Consider the following 19,276-nt stretch of genomic DNA (forward strand, 5'->3'; position numbering starts at 1 on the left):
GCTATGCCCGAACTATCACACCTGGCCGGCTATCATATTATTGAGCTACTTCATCAGGGCAAAAACTGCCATATATTTCGCGCAGTTCGCGATACGGATCAACACAAAGTCATCATAAAACAGCTGGTAAGTAACCAGATCACAGCAGAAGAGATCAACCGCTTCGAACACGAATACGAGTTACTAAACAGCCTTAACGCTGAATTTGATACACATATCGCGCCTGCTCCACTGCAATTTACAACAATAGATAATCGACCCACGCTGATCTTTACTGATTGCGGGGGTATTAGTCTACGCCAGCTAATGCAGCAGCAAAGACTCCCCTGGTACAAGCTTCTGCCAATCGTCATCAAAATCAGCGATCTGTTGAGTCAGTTACACAATGCCAAAATCATACATAAGAAGCTGTCACCGGATAATATTATCTATCTGCCTGAAAGCGGCGATATACGGTTAATTGATTTTTCTCTGGCGACCCGGCTTACCCGCGAACAGGCCAGCTGGAATGCCCAGCGGTTACAACCAGAGTTATTACGCTATATCGCACCGGAACAAACCGGCAGGATTAACCGGCATATCGATTACCGCACCGACTTCTATAGCCTGGGAGCAACACTATACGAACTGTTCAGTGGCCTGCCGCCCTTTAATAACAAAGACAGCTTACAGCTGTTGCATGCGCATATAGCAAAACATCCCGAACCACCTCAGGTCTTGAATGATCAGTTACCGGAGATGTTGGGAAGGATCATTCTTAAGCTGTTGGCTAAAGATGCATCACAGCGCTATCAATCCAGTTTTGGCTTATCACAAGATCTGCAGCGTTGCCTTAGCTATTGGCTGACACAACGGGATATTCCGCTGTTCAGCATTGCTCAACAGGATATTTCAGAACAGTTCGCAATCCCCCAACGCCTGTATGGCCGCGCAGCAACTATACAGAAGCTGAGAAACAGCTTTGACCGGGCCGGCCTGCAACAACAAGAGGTCATTTTCATTACCGGCTATGCCGGGGTAGGAAAATCCAGCCTGGTACATGAACTACGCCACTACATCCATGAACAGAATGGACGCTTTATCAGTGGCAAATTTGATCAGTTCAAACGTAACCGGCCCTACTCCGCCATCATTCAGGCTCTGCAGGGGTTAGTACGCCAACTCCTGACCGAAACTGAACAGGAAATTTCGGGCTACCGACAATCCATACTGCAAGCCTTAGGGCAAAATGCTCAGGCCCTGATTCTGCTGATCCCTGAGCTTGAACTGATTATCGGTTCTCAGACAGCCCCGCCACGCCTGTCAGCAACAGAAGAACAGAACCGGTTTTCCCATATGGTGCAGTCCCTGTTACAGGTTTTTACCACCCCGGACCGCCCTCTGCTGCTGTTTCTTGATGACCTGCACTGGGCTGACCTGGCCTCATTCGGTTTAATTGAAGCCCTTGCTAACAGTAATAATCTGCCCAATCTTTTAGTCGTGGGCAGCTACAGAGACCATGAAGTCTCAGCCACGCATCCACTGAGACGTAGCATTGAACGACTCAATTCAGGAAGTTGTCAGCTCAGTGAAGTGACACTAGAACCCTTAAATCAGAGCCAGGTAATCCGCCTGATAGCTGACACACTACGCTGTGAGCCACAAAAGTGTGTACCTCTGGCCAAAGCCTGTATGGAGAAAACACAGGGCAACCCCTTTTTTCTGATTCAGTTCCTGTACTCGTTGCACGATGAAGGATTAATCTATTTTCGGGAGTCACGCTGGCACTGGAATGAACAGAAAATTCAGTCGCAGGAGATGACAGATAACGTTATTGATCTGATGGCCAGCAAAATCCAGAAGCTGCCGCCGCCCACTCAGCATGCTCTGCAGCTCGCGGCAGGTATAGGCAGCCCTTTTATGCTACAAACGCTATCCACCGTGTTACAACAAGCTCCGCGCGCTACCGCCGATAGCTTATGGCAAGCAGTGACTGAAGGCCTGTTAATCCCTCTCGACAGCAGTTTTCCACAAAACCAGGGGCTCAAACAAGATAACCGCCGCTACCGCTTTGTACACGACCGCATTCAACAAGCCGCTTACTCATTAATTCCGGAATCCAAACGCCAGCAACTGCATCTTAAAATTGGCAGAATGATGCAGCAACGTTACAAGAACAGCGACAACTGCCCGGTTTTTGAAATTACCAATCACCTGAACAGCGCTCGCTCCTTAATAGTCCAGCAGCAGGAACAAACAACACTGGCAGAACTCAATTGTCAGGCCGGTATCCGGGCGCTGGACTCTGCCGCTTTTGATGCGGCCCTGGAATACCTCCAAACCGGTATCGAGCTACTGCCAGAAAACTGCTGGCAGAATAATTATCCCCTCGCGCTGGCGCTATATAGTAGTTGTGCGGAGGCAGCCTATATCAAAGCCAGCTTCGGGCAGATGAATAACCTGATAGATCAGGTCATTGAATCGGCAGAGAGTCTGTTGGATAAAGTCCGGGTTTATGAGATCAGAATCCAGTCACATGTCGCGCGTAATCAGTTCGATCAGGCCATGCAGGTTGCGTTACAAGTACTGAGACTATTAGGCGTTAACTTGCCTGGTGAACCTGGAAAATACCAGAGCTGGCAAGGCGTATTGCGAACTCAGTGGTTACTGCACCGTCGCAACAGAGAGCAGATATTAAATGCGCCCCCGATGCAAGATCCCCACCACCTTGCTGCCCTTTCGATTCTTGCCAGTATGTTTGGTGCCACTAAGTTTTCCAGCTCGGGCCTCAGACCGTTAGTCATGGCTAAAGAGGTTGAGCTTACCCTGAATCACGGCCTGACCGCTCACTCATCTATGGCCTTTGCCGGATACGGCGGTATCCTCTGTGGTCAGTATCATGCCATCAATAAAGGTTATGAGCTGGGCACTATGGCGATGGAACTGGATCAGCGTCAACCCGCCCGTTTGATTCATCATAAAACCCTGTCACTATTCAATACCTACGTACGGCACTGGAAAGAGCCACTTAACAACACCCTTGAATCACTATTGGAAGGCCACCAGTTGGCACTTGATTGCGGTGATGTGGAATGGGGAGGCTACTGTCTCGCAGCTTATATTCAATATGCATTTGTACTGGCAGACGATCTGTCCAAACTACAGCCTGCTTTAGAAAAATATACTGATTCCCTGAATCTTCATGGCCAGAAACAGTCGGAGCAATATTCACTATTAGCGCTCCAGGCAATGGAAAATCTCAGTGAAGTGAAAAACAATCCCACGCAACTGTTTGGTAGTTACTTCAATCAGAATTTATTAGATCAGAACCGACTGGAAGATCATCGAACGGCTATCTCTATCTATCATTATTACAGTGCGTTGTTGAACTACCTGTTCCATGATTTTGAACAGGCAGCCTGGCATAGCGAAACGGGTACTGAGTATCTACCCTATATCAGCGGCACGTTTACCTCACCCTGCTTCCAGTTCATCTCGGCATTGTCGCAATTAGCACTGATCTCAGGGGTTAGTATTCTACAGCAGCCGCACAGATTAAAACCGGTACGCAAAACACTGAAGCGCTTCCAGCGCTGGGCCCTTCACAGCCCCGAAAATCACCTGCATTTTGTTTACTTACTAGAGGCTGAGCTATTCCGGGTAAATAAGCAGTATACCAAGGCGATGAACCAGTATGATGAGGCAATCAGCCACGCCAGTGATAACGGCTTTCATCTGGTTGCGGCACTGGCTAACGAACTGGCAGGCCGTTGCTATCTTGAGTGGAACAGAGAGAATATCGCCCGAATTTATCTGAACGAAGCCTGGAACGGCTTCGAAAAGTTACAGGCGAATGCCAAGCTGGAGCAGCTGCGCAAGGCCTACCCTCTACAGCTAAGTGAACGAAGCGTTAAACACCAATCTTTGTTAACCGAGCTCAACCCGGAAAAAAGCAGACAGGAACTGTCCAATGAAAACCTGGACATTATCTCAGTCATCCGCTCTTCTCAGGCCATTTCAGAAGAGATTGTGTTAGAAAAATTACTCGGACGACTAATGTCGCTTGCGTTAGAGAGTGCCGGTGCGCAACGTGCAATACTGATACTCAGCCAAAAAGACCAACTGTTTATTGAAGCGGAAACGGAGCTGGACCAACCGCCCCGCTTTTTTGAAAATGAGTTGCTGGATGAAAGTACAATTTTACCCGTGAGTATTTGCCATTATGTAGCAAGAACGAAACAGCATATGGTACTTAGCAACGCTCACAGCCATGAGATGTTCATGCAGGATAGCTATATTCGCCAGCACAAGCCTCGCTCACTGCTGTGTTTACCTATCCTTTATCACAGTGAACTGACCGCTATTCTCTATCTTGAAAACAATGAAAGCCGCAATGTTTTCGACCGGACACGGATGGAAACCTTACAGATATTATCAGCCCAGGCAGCGATATCTATTGAAAACGCTAAGCTCTATTCCAGCCTTGAGCACTCCGAACAGGAGTATCGCTCACTGTTTGAGAATACCGTTGAAGCCATTTTCAGAGCCAGTGCGCAGGGCTTCTTTATCTCTGCAAACCCTGCGCTTGCGGAGTTATTGGGCTATCAATCACCGGAGCAATTCCTCAGCAGTATTAACGATATCGGCAGTCAGTGCTTTGCCAGTCCTGAAGACCTTGAACGTTTTCTCTCCTCACTGGCCTCTGATAACAGAGTCATCGGTTTTGAAACCCGCTGGCTACGTAAAAACGGCACGCAGGTTTATGTCTCGATCTCTGCCCGCCGACAGTTAGACGATCAGGGTATTGCCCAATATTACGAAGGCTCTATAACCAATATCACCGAACGCAAAGCCAAAGAAAAAGCCGAACAACAGCAACGGGAAGCACAGATCGGCCGTGAAAAAGCCGAGGCGGCCAGTCTGGCTAAATCTGAATTTCTGGCCACCATGAGTCACGAGATACGTACCCCGATGAATGGCATTCTCGGAATGGCGCAGCTACTCAATAAAGGCGCCCTTACTGAGCTGCAAACTCAGCAGGTACAAGCGATCTATCAATCGGGCCAGTCGTTGCTCTCAATCCTCAATGATGTACTGGATTTCACTAAAGCAGAAGCGGGCCAGGCAGCCCTGGAACTGGCGCCATTTTCGGTCAGGAAAGTGATTGATGAGCTGACTGTCATGCTCAAACCTATGGCTCAGCAAAAGCAGTTACAGCTGCAACTCAATATCACCGATCAGCTACCTGAGCAGGTAATAGGCGACCGGCGTAGCCTGGGACAGGTTTTGATGAACCTGTGTAGTAATGCGATTAAATTCACCGAGCAGGGCTATATACGCATCACAATTTCCTGCCACCAACAGGACAACCGGGCCAATATTCGCTTTGTTGTCCGGGACAGCGGCATCGGCATTCCGCCAGAATCGCATAACCGAATCTTTCAGCAGTTTTCCCAGGCTGATTCTTCAATCACCCGCCGCTACGGCGGCACAGGTCTGGGCCTGGCTATCAGCAAACAGATTGTCGAGATGCAACAGGGCAAGATTGGCTTCAGCAGCGAAGCAAACCAGGGCAGTCAGTTTTGGTTCGAGATTCCTTATCCCTTACCTGATACCAACCAGCAGGAGCCAATAATCAGTCCGCCGTCACAAGTACTACATACTGATCTGCGTATTTTATTAGTTGAAGATACCGAGATTAATCAACAAGTGGCTAAAGGTTTACTCGAGAGCGATGGACATTATGTAGATATCGCAAGAGATGGTTACAGTGCTCTGAAGCTTCACAATGATAATGGCTACGACCTTGTATTGATGGATATTCACCTGCCTGATATGGACGGTATGGAAACAACCCGACGCATGCGTAACCACAAGCAACCTGCCAAAGCGGACATCCGTATTATCGCTTTGACAGCAAGCCTTACCGAAGCCGAGATCAATAACTATCATGCAGCCGGTATCGACGCTGTTATTGGTAAGCCTTTGCAGTTTGAAGAGTTACAACAATTGATCGGAAACCCGGTAGCAACCAGTCCGGCAACAATTAATGATAAAAATGAAGGTGTTTTGATGGCTACTAAACCGATCCAGTCAGAACAATCATCGGAAACGTTACTGGATTCAACACTTATCAGTCAGCATTGTTCAATGCTGGGACATGATAAGTTTTTAGCCCTGCTAAGCCAGTTACAGCAGCAGTGCGAACAGCTGATAGTAAAATTAGAGGTCGCACAGCAACAGAGCAAAGCTCAGGAAATAGAAAAGCTTGCCCACCAGCTTGCCGGGGCTGCCGCCAATTTTGGCCTGAGTGCTCTGTCTGGTGTTAGCAAAAAACTGGAACAGGCCCCGCAATCAGCCACATCTACCACCGTCGGAGAACTGACTAGCCTGTTAACGCTAAGCTTAGACGAGATCAGGTCCAGCCTAGATTAGCGCTTGATATAACCAGACTTAAATTAATTAGGCTGGAAAACACTCTGCAAAAATCAGTTTTGAATATTCGGTACAGAATAAAAAAGCCCCTCAAATGAGGGGCACAAGAGCTTCCGGTTAAAGAAGGAGATAAAACACCGGGCTTACCCTCCCGGCAGGGTGATCAACTTAGAAGCTGAAAAACTCTATTCATCATTTATAAATAATGCAGAGCCCCAGAAGCGTTACGAGCGCTGGCTAAGCAAGGAAAAAATTGTTGAAAAAGCGGAGTTTACAAATGTAAATATTCGCTTTGCTCACCCTAAAGGGCCGCCTTTCAGCGTTGTGACAGCAAGCTGCCGCTGAGCATTTTGAGACAATTTTTAACGCAGGATAGCCAAGCACAGTAGCTTCTGAATTATTTGTTGATATTGATTACCTGAGCACTGGTGTATTCCATCAGGCCTTCCTGACCAAACTCAACACCAAAACCAGACATCTTACAGCCACCAAACGGCGCATAAGGTAGCAGTTCAGCATGACCATTGATCCAGGCAGTACCGCACTCCAGACGTCCGGCAATTTCAGCAGCCTTGGTAATATCAGCTGACCATACCGAACCACCCAGCCCCACATCAGAAGCGTTAGCACGCTTAACCGCATCATCAATATCAGAGTAACGAATAACCGGAAGAACCGGTCCGAATTGTTCTTCGTCAACCAGGCGAGTGCCATCAGAGATATCGGCAACAATAGTTGGCGGATAGAAATATCCCTTTCCGTCCAACGGTTCACCACCAGATAAGATACGAGCGCCATTTGCACGGGCATCTTCAACCAGCTCACTAACAAGATTGAACTGATCTTTATTCTGTATCGGACCGAAAGTGACACCCTCATTCAACCCGTTACCCAGGGTTTGCTGTACTGCCACTTCTGCCAGCTTCTCACACATCTCTTCATAGATAGAGTCATGTACATAGAGACGCTTCAGACATGCGCAGGTCTGACCCATATTCAGAAACGAAGTCTGGAAAATGCCTTCTGCAATCGCAGCGGGATCGGCATCCGGAAGTACAATACCTGCATCGTTACCACCCAGCTCTAGCGTTAAACGCTTAAGATTATCAGCAGCACCACGCATAATAGTCTGACCCGTAGGCGTTGAACCGGTAAATACAATCTTGCGAATACCCTGATGCTTAGTCATACCGCTACCGATACCACTTTCACCGGTAACGATATTAACCAGACCCGCCGGGGCTACTTCATTAATAATTTCAACCAGACGCAGGGTATTCAATGGCGTCAGACCGGATGGTTTGGACACCACCGTATTGCCTGAACGAATGGCCGGCATTATATGCCAAACGGCGATCATCAACGGCCAGTTCCATGGCGTAATAGAACCTACAACGCCTAACGGCTTACGGTGCACCTCTACCCGCTTTGTATCAGTATCTTCAAGCACATCAACCGGCATTTCCAAATCAGCCGTTGCACGAGTCCATGCGATCGCACCACCGACTTCTGCCTGTGCCAGGAACATAGGTTTGCCTTGTTCCTCAACAACAATCTGCGCCAGTTCAGACGCATTCGCTTCAATACGATCAGCGATATCCAATAACAGCTGCTTACGTGCTTCATGGCTGGAGTACTGCCAGCTTTCATAACATGCCTGGGCGGCAGCAACGGCTTCATCTAACTGAGCGGTGCTGGCCTGTGGGCACTGAGCGACAACTGTTTCGTTAGCAGGGTTCAGTACATCAAAGCTACCCGCCTCACCCGCCACTTTCTGGCCATTGATAATCAGTGAATATGTTTGCATTGCTTTATCCTCATTTAACCGAAAATACCGGCCTACTTATGAGTAGACCGACTTTTATAATTATGTTTTTTCTTAGAACGGTACGATCGCTATAACTTGCGCATAGAAATTGTCGTCATTGGTATTTTGGGTGGTGTTATCGCTATCCGGAGAATAGACACCAATTACAGGGCTGATGATCAAATGATCATTAACCACCCACTCGGCATACAGATCCAGTTCCTGACCATTGGAGTTTGCGCCAAAGGTAGTGGAATCATCAAAGTTAAAATACAGCGCACCAATCGCCAGCGTTTCAGCCGGGTAAGCTTTCAGAGCAACATGCTGTATCTTGGCCGAGCTGCCGAATGGTCCAGCATAATTAGCTGCAACTTCACCCTGGAACCAGGTGCCGTAGCCACGGTTAAAACCGTAGAACAGAGAATCAAAGCCGTCATCGTATTTAGTATAACGGTAGGTCAGCTGAGGCGCCCATGGAGCATCAGCAAAGGTCCAGCCCGCTTCTGCATACCATGCATTGCCGTCAGCAGAGCTATCGCCTTGGGACTGATCAGCATATTCTGCTGACAGGAACAGGTTCTCGACACCGGCATTACCCTGGTAACGTACACTCATGGTTTTCTGACCATCGCGGGCCGTATTGCCTACCGCATCAAGTCCTTTGATATAGGTACCACCAAAGGTTCCTTTATCAGTGACATACTCAATGTTCAGACCAGCCAACTCCATTTCCGACTGAGCTTTGTTATCTGAATGCAGATAGAAAATATCGCCACGCAGACCATCATCGCCGCCAATACGGGCAATAGCGGTTTTATCGAATGCCTTACGGGCTGCCAGCCAATAAGCGCCGCCGCGGTTTGAATCAGGAAAAACGCCTTCTCCAAGATTCAATGCATCACCATTAATTAAAAAGCCATCGCCAATTGAGAAGTTTTGACGACCCACTGAGATATCCAGCATACCGGTACGATAACCCACATAAGCATCTTCCAGTGCAGTACGGCGCTCACTACCATCGGTATTTCCGCCAGCGTCACCATCACCCCAGGTACCTGAAGCAACCAGACTAATACCGCCGTAAACACTGTTCTGTTCCGTTACAGATTTACTACCACTGAAACCAGCCTTAATATAGGCTTCCTGCCAGCTAGAACCATTACCGGCTTTACCAAAGTAGTTCTCGTCACTGCTGAATGTACCAACAATAGCTTCAACATCCAGATTCAGCTCTGCACCCTCTTCTGAATAAAGGTTATAAGCCTGTGCCGGTGCAGACATCGCAGCGGCAACTGCCATGGTCAGTAGGTAACCGGTAGCTTTACGACCAGTAATCATTTTCATCGTCTAGTATCCTCCGCGAAACACGCGTTTTTTCTTATTATCGTTCTAATTTTCTTCTAGCTGCATGGCTCACCCGTTGCGTATTCCGTTTAGAAGGGGGAAAACAGAATATCCTTATGACGGACAAAAAGAGCACTGAGGAAAGCATAACGCCGGGGTGTAAATCAGATACGCGAGGGATGTAGTAACTTGTATAAAAATGTAAGCAGTTGTAACAAGCCCTTAAAGGCTCTGGCTAATTTAGCGGCTAATGGTGATTACTCCGGTAATTATATAGTCGGCCGGCGTTTATCTGTTTCTGATTAATGGTAAACTACAAAATATAATTACTATATTAAGTACTTTTAACCCTCCGTTGATCTCTGTAACCTGCTACTTGAACAGCCCAGGCTCTGAAGTCGCCATTTAAAGTACAGTTATCAGACATTAAAATACGCTTTCTGGTTATATCCCGGTTCGGTTAATGGGTTCGCCAGGTCAGACTCACATGATCTGTCGTCGAGGGTTATTACAACTATCCAGTTCTATGCCATGGAAAATATTATGTCGAATTTAAGTCCGCGTAATCCTAGGAAGGTGCCACAATAATGAACAATGCCAGCACCACTAAACCCGATATCGGATTTACAGAATTTGTTGCGATGATGGGGTTTGTCACCTGTTTTGTTGCGATGGCGATTGATCTTATGCTGCCAGCACTATCTGAGATAGGTCTGGACCTGGGCGTCAGCCGGGCTAACGATACACAGCTCATCATAACCATGGTCTTTCTCGGTGTTGCTGTCGGTCAGATTTTATACGGTCCTCTATCGGACATTATCGGCCGCAAACCCTCCATATATCTGGGTTTCTGCCTGTTCATCATAGGCACTCTGATCTCTATTTTCTCAACCAGTTTAGAGATGATGTTGCTCGGCCGGTTATTTCAGGGGCTTGGAGCAGCAGGCCCACGTATTGTGACTGTCGCTATCGTCAGAGACCATTACAAAGGCCCTCAGATGGCGCGCGTAATGTCACTGATAATGACCGTATTTATTATGGTGCCGATCGTTGCTCCTATTATTGGTCAGGGCATTCTCGCGATTGCAGGATGGCGGGCAATTTTTATATTCCTGCTATTGATGGCACTGGGTATTGTTACCTGGTTTGCACTTAGACTACCTGAAACCCTGCCATCAGAAAAACGGGGAAAGCTATCCTTTAAAACACTGCAGAACAGTTCAAAAGAAGTACTCGCGAACAAAGTAGCAGTCGCCTATATCGTTGCATTAGGTCTGGCTTTCGGATCATTCCTGGGCTTCCTGAATTCAGTTCAGCAGATTCTCCAGGAGCTCTATCAGCTAGGTACCGCTTTCCCTTTCTATTTCGCGGTTCTGGCGATAGGCATTGGTGTATCTAACATTCTAAATGCAAAACTTGTAGTTCGGTTTGGCATGAAGCCTTTGGTAATGGGCGCTCAGGCAGGAACCGCATTACTTTCCCTGGTAGCTCTGATCAGTTGTATCTGGCTTGGTTCAGTACCTCCGTTATGGTTCATCATGACTTATTTCACTATCTTACTTATGGGTGTTGGACTGCTGTTTGGTAATCTTAATGCGCTTTCCATGGAGCCTTTTGGCCATATAGCCGGTCTGGCATCCAGCTTTGTCGGCGTTGTTTCAACTTTAATTGCTGTTGCCTTAGGCACTATCGTTGGCCAGTCGTTCAACGACACCCCTATCCCATTGATGCTGGGTTTTGTCCTGTTACCGGGCGGTTCATTTATCATTACCCGCTGGGCGGCCAGCCAGTCAGCCTGAGTCGCAGCTACCACTGGCTATAGCTCAGGTTGTTTAGCACCAGTCGCTGCCGGCCAGGCTATCAACACTGACGATTAAGCAGGTCTCTTAAAACATAAAGAGGCCTGTTTACCTTCATGTCTTACCTCGCCTGCTTACTGTTCTTTGCTTTCCTTGTTTTCTAACTTCCCTTATTGCCCTTTACTTACGTCCCTTGATTTATATGTAATCCACTGTCGCTACTACTTAGCAGAAAATTCAATAATACCGGGTCAATCAGCTGTTCTATAAACAAGATAAGCTAGACAGATACCCCATCCCTTTAACAGTCTTCACAAGACACAAAAAAACCGCTCTGGCTTGCACCAGAGCGGTTTTTATAATACGGGGAAAGTTATGGTTGTTAAGCTAAGCCTTTGTGAGACGAGCCTTAGTTAACCGAGCCCTTAACCCAGTTTGGCAATCAAACCTTTCAGGCTTCCTTTCAATAGCTCAGACTGCTCCGGAGTCAGGGAAGCAAGCAGAGCTGATTCCTCACCTACCGCCAGCGCCTGCATATTCGCCGCAACCTCAGAACCTTTTGCAGTCACAGCCAGAGTATCACTATCCTGATATGCTACAAGACCACGTTCAGCCATCCAGTCAGCAGTCTGGCGCAGCGCTACTTCAGGCTGCATTACCATCCCACTCAGGTCAGCAATTTTAATTGCAGGACAGCTGATCATACGTGCAAGAATACGCCACTCTTCCGGTGTCACATCACACTCGGCTTTTAGTTTTGGATAAAGGTCAGCGCTGAAACCCTGGTACGCGGCGCGCAGCAGGTATAACAGGTAATCACCAACAAAATCATCTTCGCTGGCTGCGCATGGCGCTGGCGACTTAACCATCTCTGGATGTTGAGCTGAAACTGCATAGCTACCACGAGCAAAAACAAGCGGTTCAACAGCATCATTAAAACGGTAGTCCAGCACTTCACCAACCAGAATCAAGTGATCGCCACCTTCGTATACAGCCCATGTTTTACATTCAAACTGTGCTGCATAATCATTCAGTACCGGCGCACCACCCAGACCCGCTGTATATTCAGCGTTAGCAAACTTATCTTCACCACGGCTGGCAAAGTTGTTTGAAGTTGCCACCTGATCACGACTCAGTACGTTTACAGCAAAGTGCTCTGCATTTTCAAAAGTAGACAGACTGTGGGCACCTTTATCAATACTCCACAGCACCAGGGTCGGATCCATTGACACAGAGTTGAAGCTGCTAGCTGTTACACCAACAGGGTTACCCTCAGCATCCAGTGTAGTGATAACAGTTACACCAGTAGGAAACTGAGATAATGCACGGCGGAAATCTTTAGGGTCAAATGCTGTCTGAGACATGGAGGTCACCTTTTATTAATAGGAGTCGCTTTGATTATTATGCTTTGTGTCTGCGCCAAGCTACGCGAAACTTCATATGTTAACTAATTATAGATTCAATGCTGACAGTTAACATATATTTTTCACTGCTTTAATTGTACTTTTCATAGTTTAAACAATTATATAAAACTAACAACAAAACTCAGCAATGCGGATAAGACACTGTTTATAAAGACTATTTAACTTTTTCTCTGTATTCGCTCGCCGTCACGCCTGCATTTCTGCGAAAAAATCTTGCGAAGTATGCAGGATCTTTGAAACCCAATTGATAACTAATTTCGGTAATTGGCGCTACGGAATAAGTCAGTTGTCGTCTGGCTTCCTGCATCAACCTTTCCATAATCAATCGTTTTGATGGTAGCCCTGCCAGACGACGGCAGATCTCATTTAAGCGAGCTTCAGTAACGCTGATCATTTCAGAATACTGCGTCAGCGTCAGATGTTCACAGAAGTGGGCTTCTATTAGCTCGTTAAAGCGGTGAAAGATTCGCACATCTTCTTTTCGGGTTTTCTGTTTAGGTTGTTTCTGATCAGATAGCCGCGCTATATCAATCAACACTAACTGTAATAATGCTTTAAGTGCCAGGGTATGCTCCATACTGGTATGGTCATTTTCATCGGCCATCAATGTCAGCAGATGCAACATACGTTCCGCGGTTGGATCTTTTTCCGGCGATAAAGCGACACACAGAGGGCTATTAATAAAGCTCTTACTTGCTAATCCGGTTGGAATCATCGCTCCCATTAATTCCCACACCAACTGTTGCCGTGCAGTTATTACATGGCCTGTTGCATTATTATCGGTAACAAAGGCATGTGGAACCGTCGGTGGTGTAAAGAAAAACATCGGTCCTTTAACTGTGTAGCTTGTTTCATCCAGATGTACACGCACCGTACCATTTAAAATCACATGTACCTGATAAAAGCGATCATGATGATGTACCGGCATATTTCGTCCAAAGAAATCAGCCATCTTTTCATGATGCTCATAATGGATCTCTGCATCTACATAATGCTGATCGTAAGCGTGACCTATATCTATATTTGGAATATCGTCGGAATTAGCAGAACCAGTCACAGAGCGCTTAGTCGATTTTTGTCCAATGGGCGTTGAAGTTGTACTTGTACTCATACATAGCCTCACAACTAAAGATGCTTTGATTTCTGAATAGGATTTATTTTAGTTACTTTGAGGCTTTTATAAAGAATTATTCCACCCTTTGTGCAATCACTAACAGTTCCCAAACTAGCATCAAATACCTAAACCCTTAATTATCAATAAGATAACCATAACACCCTCTCCAATCTACCTAGATACAGGGCCATTTTAATTCATATGTTAACTATCAAAAGTACAAGCAAGCCTATGAAAGATCCATTTTAATTAGTTAACTTGTGAACAATAATGGATCCATCACTAGTACAGGATGTTCAGCAAGAGATGATTGAACAGACTGTGTTGTAACAACAGAATAATACAAACAAGGTACTGAACGATGGAAAGAACAAATCCAATGCTCGACCAACTGAAAGAGATTCTGCCTGCGATCGCAGCTAATGCGGTTGAAGCTGAACAACTACGTCGGGTACCAGATGAAAACATCCGTCTTCTGAAGTCAATCAAACTGCACCGTGCACTTCAGCCTAAAGCTTACGGCGGTCTTGAACTGTCTCTGCCGGAAGTAACCGATTGCATCGCTGCACTGGCTGGCGCTTGTGGCGGTACCGCATGGGCATTCAGCCTGCTGATCACCCATAGCCACCAGATGGCTATGTTCTCTAAGCAAGCTCAGGATGAGTTCTGGGGTGAAGACGTTGATGCTACTGCAAGCAGCTCTATCGCACCTTTCGGTAAAGCAGAAGAAACCGAAGGCGGCGTAATCTTCAATGGTGATATGCGTTGGAGTTCTGGTTGCGACCACGCTGAGTGGGCTATCCTTGGTTTCCTGCGTGACAACAAAGAAACTGGCGAAAAAGATTACAGCTTCGGTGTTGTGTATAAAGATGATTACGAAATCATCGATGACTGGTACTCTGCGGGCATGAAGCCATCAGGTACTAAGACTCTGCATATTAAAGAGAACACCTTCATCCCTGAGCACCGTATTGAAAAAGCTAAGGCGATGATGAGCGGCGAATCTGCTGGTTTCGGTCTGTACCCTGACAGCAAGATCTACTACACCCCTTACCGTCCATACTTCGCTTGTGGTTTCGCATCGATGGCACTGGGTATCGCAGAGCGCATGCTGACTGTATACAAAGAGCTGACTCAGAACCGTACCCGTGCTTATACTATGGCGGCTTCCGGTAAAGAGATTCCACCTCTGATGCGTCTGGCTGAATCTACTCACCAGGTAATGGCTGCCCGTGCATTCATGGAAAAAACCTGGGATGAGCACAAAGAGTTTGGTGAGCAGAAGCGCTACCCAACTGATGCTGAACTGGCTTTCTGGCGTACCAACCAGGCTTATGCAATCAAGATGTGTGTTGAAGCTGTTAACCGTCTGTTTGAAGTATCCGGTGGTTCTACCTGGATTCACGACAACGAGATCCAGCGTCTGTGGCGTGATGTGAACATGACTGCTGCTCACGCATACACTGATTACGATGTATGTAAGCAGGTTCTGGGCCGCTCTATCATGGGCATGGATCCAGATCCAACTATGGTTTAATTACCATACTTGTAAAAAAACCCGCGCCTGACGCGGGTTTTTTTTATATCCTAAGCTTCCTTATCAATTCCTCTGCAAAAGCAAAACCAACCACACCGCTTTATCTTTCACCACTCAGCTTTATCAGCCCTAGCCGAAACCCCAATTCCCCGATAGACTGATTATTTCCAGATAGATATCTCATAGGTTAATATCAGGCGATAAAAATATGAATGAGATTCTCGAGTTACAAACGGGTCAGGTATCTTTCATTAGCGGTCTGATGGCAGGCTTCTCTCTATCTATTGCTGCTCAGATTATCCGTAGTAAATCTGAAAGCCCCATGGCCACTCTCAGCTTTATTTTGTTTACCGCGACCTCCCTGCTCTTTCTTATCGCTCTTTACATCGATGTCGCGCTTAGCCTGCGTATTGCTGGTATCGATGAGGTCTCAGCAGAACTTTTAGAAAGCATTACCTTTGTCCGTTCTATAGGTACCTCTGCTGCTACACTTGCACTTTTTCTGTTTATTATCTCAATTGGCATTCTCGGCTGGCTCCAATCCCGCCTCGCGGGGGTATCCTCCAGTATCATCGCTTTAGCCACTTTTATTATGGTCTGGATCGCCAGAAGCATGATCTTTGGGTAATCTCGTTGCTGCAATAACTATACATCCAGAGTTTGAGATGAAACTTTATGGTCAGGCTTAGCAGGCTTTGGGGTGTACCAATCTATCCATAAGATATGGTCAGAACTTTAGAATGAAACTACTTAAAATCTCAGTGCTCAGATAGAGCCTTTTAGGTCATTTAAGCTACCGGAAGCACTCTTCCGGCAGCTTAAAACGTAACCTATCCTTAGCTCCAAACAGCGGTGAGTACAGGTTCAAGATGACTCGCAACGTCCTGCGGAATAATGTCAACATTTCCTGTTGGCCTGTCAAAACTCGCCATTGCATTAACCAATGCTTCGACTCCAGTGTCCGAAATAGAAGCTCCTTCAATACGAATTGTTTCTATTTGGTTGCTTGATGAGCGATACCAATTATCAATTGTCACTTTGTCTCGTGTTCCAACGACATCAATTATCAAATCATCCTGTGATCGGGAAAACCATAATCCCAACTCTGAATCCACTGAACTAAATGTTAACTTATCCCCCCGCCTTCCACTGCCACTATCCAGAATATGGTCATGGCCACCTTGAGCATGCATTATGTAATGATCTGAACCTTCTCCACCGAAAAGAACATCATCACCTTCCCCTCCTGACAAATAATCTCCGCTATCGCCTCCTGATAAAACATCATTACCACGACCACCGACAAGGGTATCGCGACCGGCCTCACCTGAAAGAAAGTCATTACCTGAGCCTCCTACAAGCCCATCGTTTCCAGTGCCGCCATATAATTTATCGTTTCCAGTGCCGCCATCGAGGACATCGTCACCATAATTACCATATAGTCGGTCATCGCCTGAGCCTCCTACAAGGGTATCGTCACCGATAATCCCTCCCGTTAGATAATCATTTCCACCGTTACCATAAAAAACATCATCCCCTAACCCCTTCAGGAATATATCTCCCCAACTATGGCCATAAAACTTAAAGTCTCCATCACCATGAGCCAGCGAAAATACTTGAGAACTGGATTCACCACTCTCATCAGTTGCCGTTACTTTAACTTCAGTGACACCCGGAGTCTGGTAATAGGAATACCGGTCAGCGTTGAGTGAAAGCCTATTAGCATCAAACTCTAACCAACTAGGTAGTCTACTACCATCGGCCTCGGTCACAGTATAAGTTAACGCATCACCATCGGGATCACTAAATGCACGAGACAAATTGATGCTAATTAAATCTCCTTTTGTATAGAGGCGATCTGAAAGTATTCTATTTATTTCGGGCGCAGAATTGGTTGTAAGCTCAACCAACTCCAACAGCTCACTATCAGTTAATACACTACCATCAGCAAATGCAAAACACTCAACGCGATAAGCCTGGTTTGTTGCCATATTCTCAATGGTAATTTTGTCTTGTTCTATACCATTAGGATCCTCTATATCAATAACAATATTATCCCCCTCAATAGAAACCGTAATATCATCTACGGATATTCCTGAGCCAAAAGATATTTTGTCAATATTAGTATCGATTGCTATATCAAGATCATTAATCGTATTGTGACCATCGCCACGATCAAAGTGATAAGTTTCAGCACTTGCCCAGCCTTCTAATCGATCTTCCCCTTTACCACCGTCCAGAGTATTACTGAATTCAGCACCTTGCCCGTCAACTCTTGAGATCTGAAGCAGATCATTTCCGTCTTCACCGAATAAGGTGTTAAAACCTAAATCATCGATAATTACATCATTACCATCGCCACCATAGGAGATATCGTTCCCTTCTCCTCCCATTAAGACATCATCACCGGCATCACCATCAATAATATCGCTGCCATGACCACCATCTAACTCATCATTGCCATCGCCCCCGTGCAAACTATCTTGACCATGACCACCCAAGAGAATATCACTACCATTTCCTCCTGCTAGATAATCTTGACCATGTCCTCCGTCAAGAACATCATCACCATCTCCACCTACCAGATAGTCAAGTCCATTCCCCCCAAGAAGCTGGTCATTACCTAAACCACCATGAAGAGAATCATTACCCACGCCACCATCTAGCAGGTCATCACCTAGATCGCCACTTAAATAATCATTACCACTCTCACCGTATAAATGGTCGTTACCTGAGCCACCAAACAGTGAATCTAAATGATTTCCGCCATATAATATGTCGTTACCTTCTCCACCATCCAGCAAATCATTATCAGCTTCACCGTATAGGACATCATCACCATCGCCGCCCTGAAGCTCATCTAAACCCGCACCACCAAATAACGTATCAGTGCCAGTACCACCAATAAGTAAATCTGAACCATCACGGCCTCTGATAACATCATCACCAGCACCACCGTCGATAATATCGTTTCCTGCTGTGCCGAAGAGCTCATCATTACCTGGCGTAGCAAGCGTAGTTGTGCTTGCTGCGGATATCTTTGAGCCGTATAACAAAAGATCTGCAGTTCTTGTAGTCATAATTTATTCTCCCCACTATTTAATTTTTAGCCCTTAATCATAAGAGCTATTTATCTCAGCAACTGGAAACCCGGCGACTAAGGCATGCCAAGTATCTACTTGCAGAAATTCAAACATGATTCATATAGAAAGGAAGATAACGATAAGAAAGAGCATCCTGGCTCACTATATGCATCCTGCATTGGAACTATAGACGACATTTATTAATTAAAATCTGCCACCTAGAAAAATTGTTATCTACTCAATTAGATAACATGAAAAAGGTAAAACTACGGTTTTTTCAGTTTCCGTATCAGCATGGTTTGCTTCAGCTTTTTATGACTTTATGCCATTAATATTGCTGTACGAGAGCAAAAAATTTACAAATCGCACACAACTAGATAAACACAAGACTATGATTCAATTTAAGGGCGCCAAACATTGAAAACTAAGGAAAAACAATGAACGACAGTACTGATAAACACAGTCAGCTAATCGACCATAAAGTTTCGACAAAGTCATCATATAGCAGCCCTTCTTTGCGGTTTACCAGCATGTGAACGACTAAAAAAATGGTGGGATGTAATACATGATTTGAATTCCTTTTTTCGTTGGGCATCCTTGCTTATGTATATTTCTAACAAAATATTTCCTATATCACAACAACTTATCCTGCTTTATGTTACTTTATTACTTTATGGATCAGGGTCCGAACGCTTTCATCCTGAACATCAACTTCAACATATTCTGCCTAACGTGGCCTCTCTGAATATTACAT

Annotated in this window: 9 protein-coding genes; 4 read left to right on the forward strand and 5 right to left on the reverse strand. The window is 46.0% G+C overall.

All coding sequences use genetic code 11. The features are described 5' to 3' along the window. Window positions 1-3 precede the first annotated feature (3 nt). Entirely contained in the window at window positions 4-6,414 is a 6,411-nt protein-coding gene (locus tag EHS89_RS19230) for an AAA family ATPase (RefSeq protein WP_124927797.1), read from the forward strand. A gap of 397 nt (window positions 6,415-6,811) precedes the next feature. Here EHS89_RS19230 and EHS89_RS19235 read toward each other — a convergent pair whose 3' ends face one another. Continuing rightward, complete coding sequence (locus EHS89_RS19235) at window positions 6,812-8,221, reverse strand: aldehyde dehydrogenase family protein (protein ID WP_124927798.1); 1,410 nt, start codon at window positions 8,219-8,221, stop codon at window positions 6,812-6,814. Window positions 8,222-8,293: 72 nt separating this feature from the next. Continuing rightward, window positions 8,294-9,565, reverse strand: a complete 1,272-nt coding sequence (locus tag EHS89_RS19240) for an alginate export family protein (RefSeq protein WP_124927799.1) — start codon at window positions 9,563-9,565, stop codon at window positions 8,294-8,296. Between the two features lie 587 nt (window positions 9,566-10,152). Between EHS89_RS19240 and EHS89_RS19245 the strand changes: the two genes are divergently transcribed. Continuing rightward, the gene (locus EHS89_RS19245; protein ID WP_124927800.1) at window positions 10,153-11,364 is read left to right on the forward strand and encodes a multidrug effflux MFS transporter; all 1,212 of its coding nucleotides are present in this window, start codon (window positions 10,153-10,155) and stop codon (window positions 11,362-11,364) included. 425 nt (window positions 11,365-11,789) lie between these two features. Here EHS89_RS19245 and EHS89_RS19250 read toward each other — a convergent pair whose 3' ends face one another. After that, window positions 11,790-12,728, reverse strand: a complete 939-nt coding sequence (locus EHS89_RS19250) for a flavin reductase family protein (RefSeq protein ID WP_124927801.1) — start codon at window positions 12,726-12,728, stop codon at window positions 11,790-11,792. Window positions 12,729-12,942: 214 nt separating this feature from the next. Further along, complete coding sequence (gene hpaA, locus EHS89_RS19255) at window positions 12,943-13,899, reverse strand: 4-hydroxyphenylacetate catabolism regulatory protein HpaA (protein ID WP_229753620.1); 957 nt, start codon at window positions 13,897-13,899, stop codon at window positions 12,943-12,945. Between the two features lie 364 nt (window positions 13,900-14,263). On the opposite strand from hpaA, the gene EHS89_RS19260 reads away from it, so the two are divergent. Beyond that, entirely contained in the window at window positions 14,264-15,439 is a 1,176-nt protein-coding gene (locus EHS89_RS19260) for a p-hydroxyphenylacetate 3-hydroxylase oxygenase component (RefSeq protein ID WP_124927802.1), read from the forward strand. A gap of 208 nt (window positions 15,440-15,647) precedes the next feature. Next, complete coding sequence (locus EHS89_RS19265) at window positions 15,648-16,067, forward strand: phosphoadenosine phosphosulfate reductase (RefSeq protein WP_124927803.1); 420 nt, start codon at window positions 15,648-15,650, stop codon at window positions 16,065-16,067. Window positions 16,068-16,275: 208 nt separating this feature from the next. Here the strand turns inward: EHS89_RS19265 and EHS89_RS21530 are convergent, their stop codons facing one another. Beyond that, complete coding sequence (locus EHS89_RS21530) at window positions 16,276-18,519, reverse strand: calcium-binding protein (RefSeq protein WP_124927804.1); 2,244 nt, start codon at window positions 18,517-18,519, stop codon at window positions 16,276-16,278. Window positions 18,520-19,276: the final 757 nt, after the last annotated feature.

The organism is Amphritea balenae, from assembly GCF_003858655.1.
GTDB classification, from domain to species: Bacteria; Pseudomonadota; Gammaproteobacteria; order Pseudomonadales; family Balneatricaceae; genus Amphritea; species Amphritea balenae.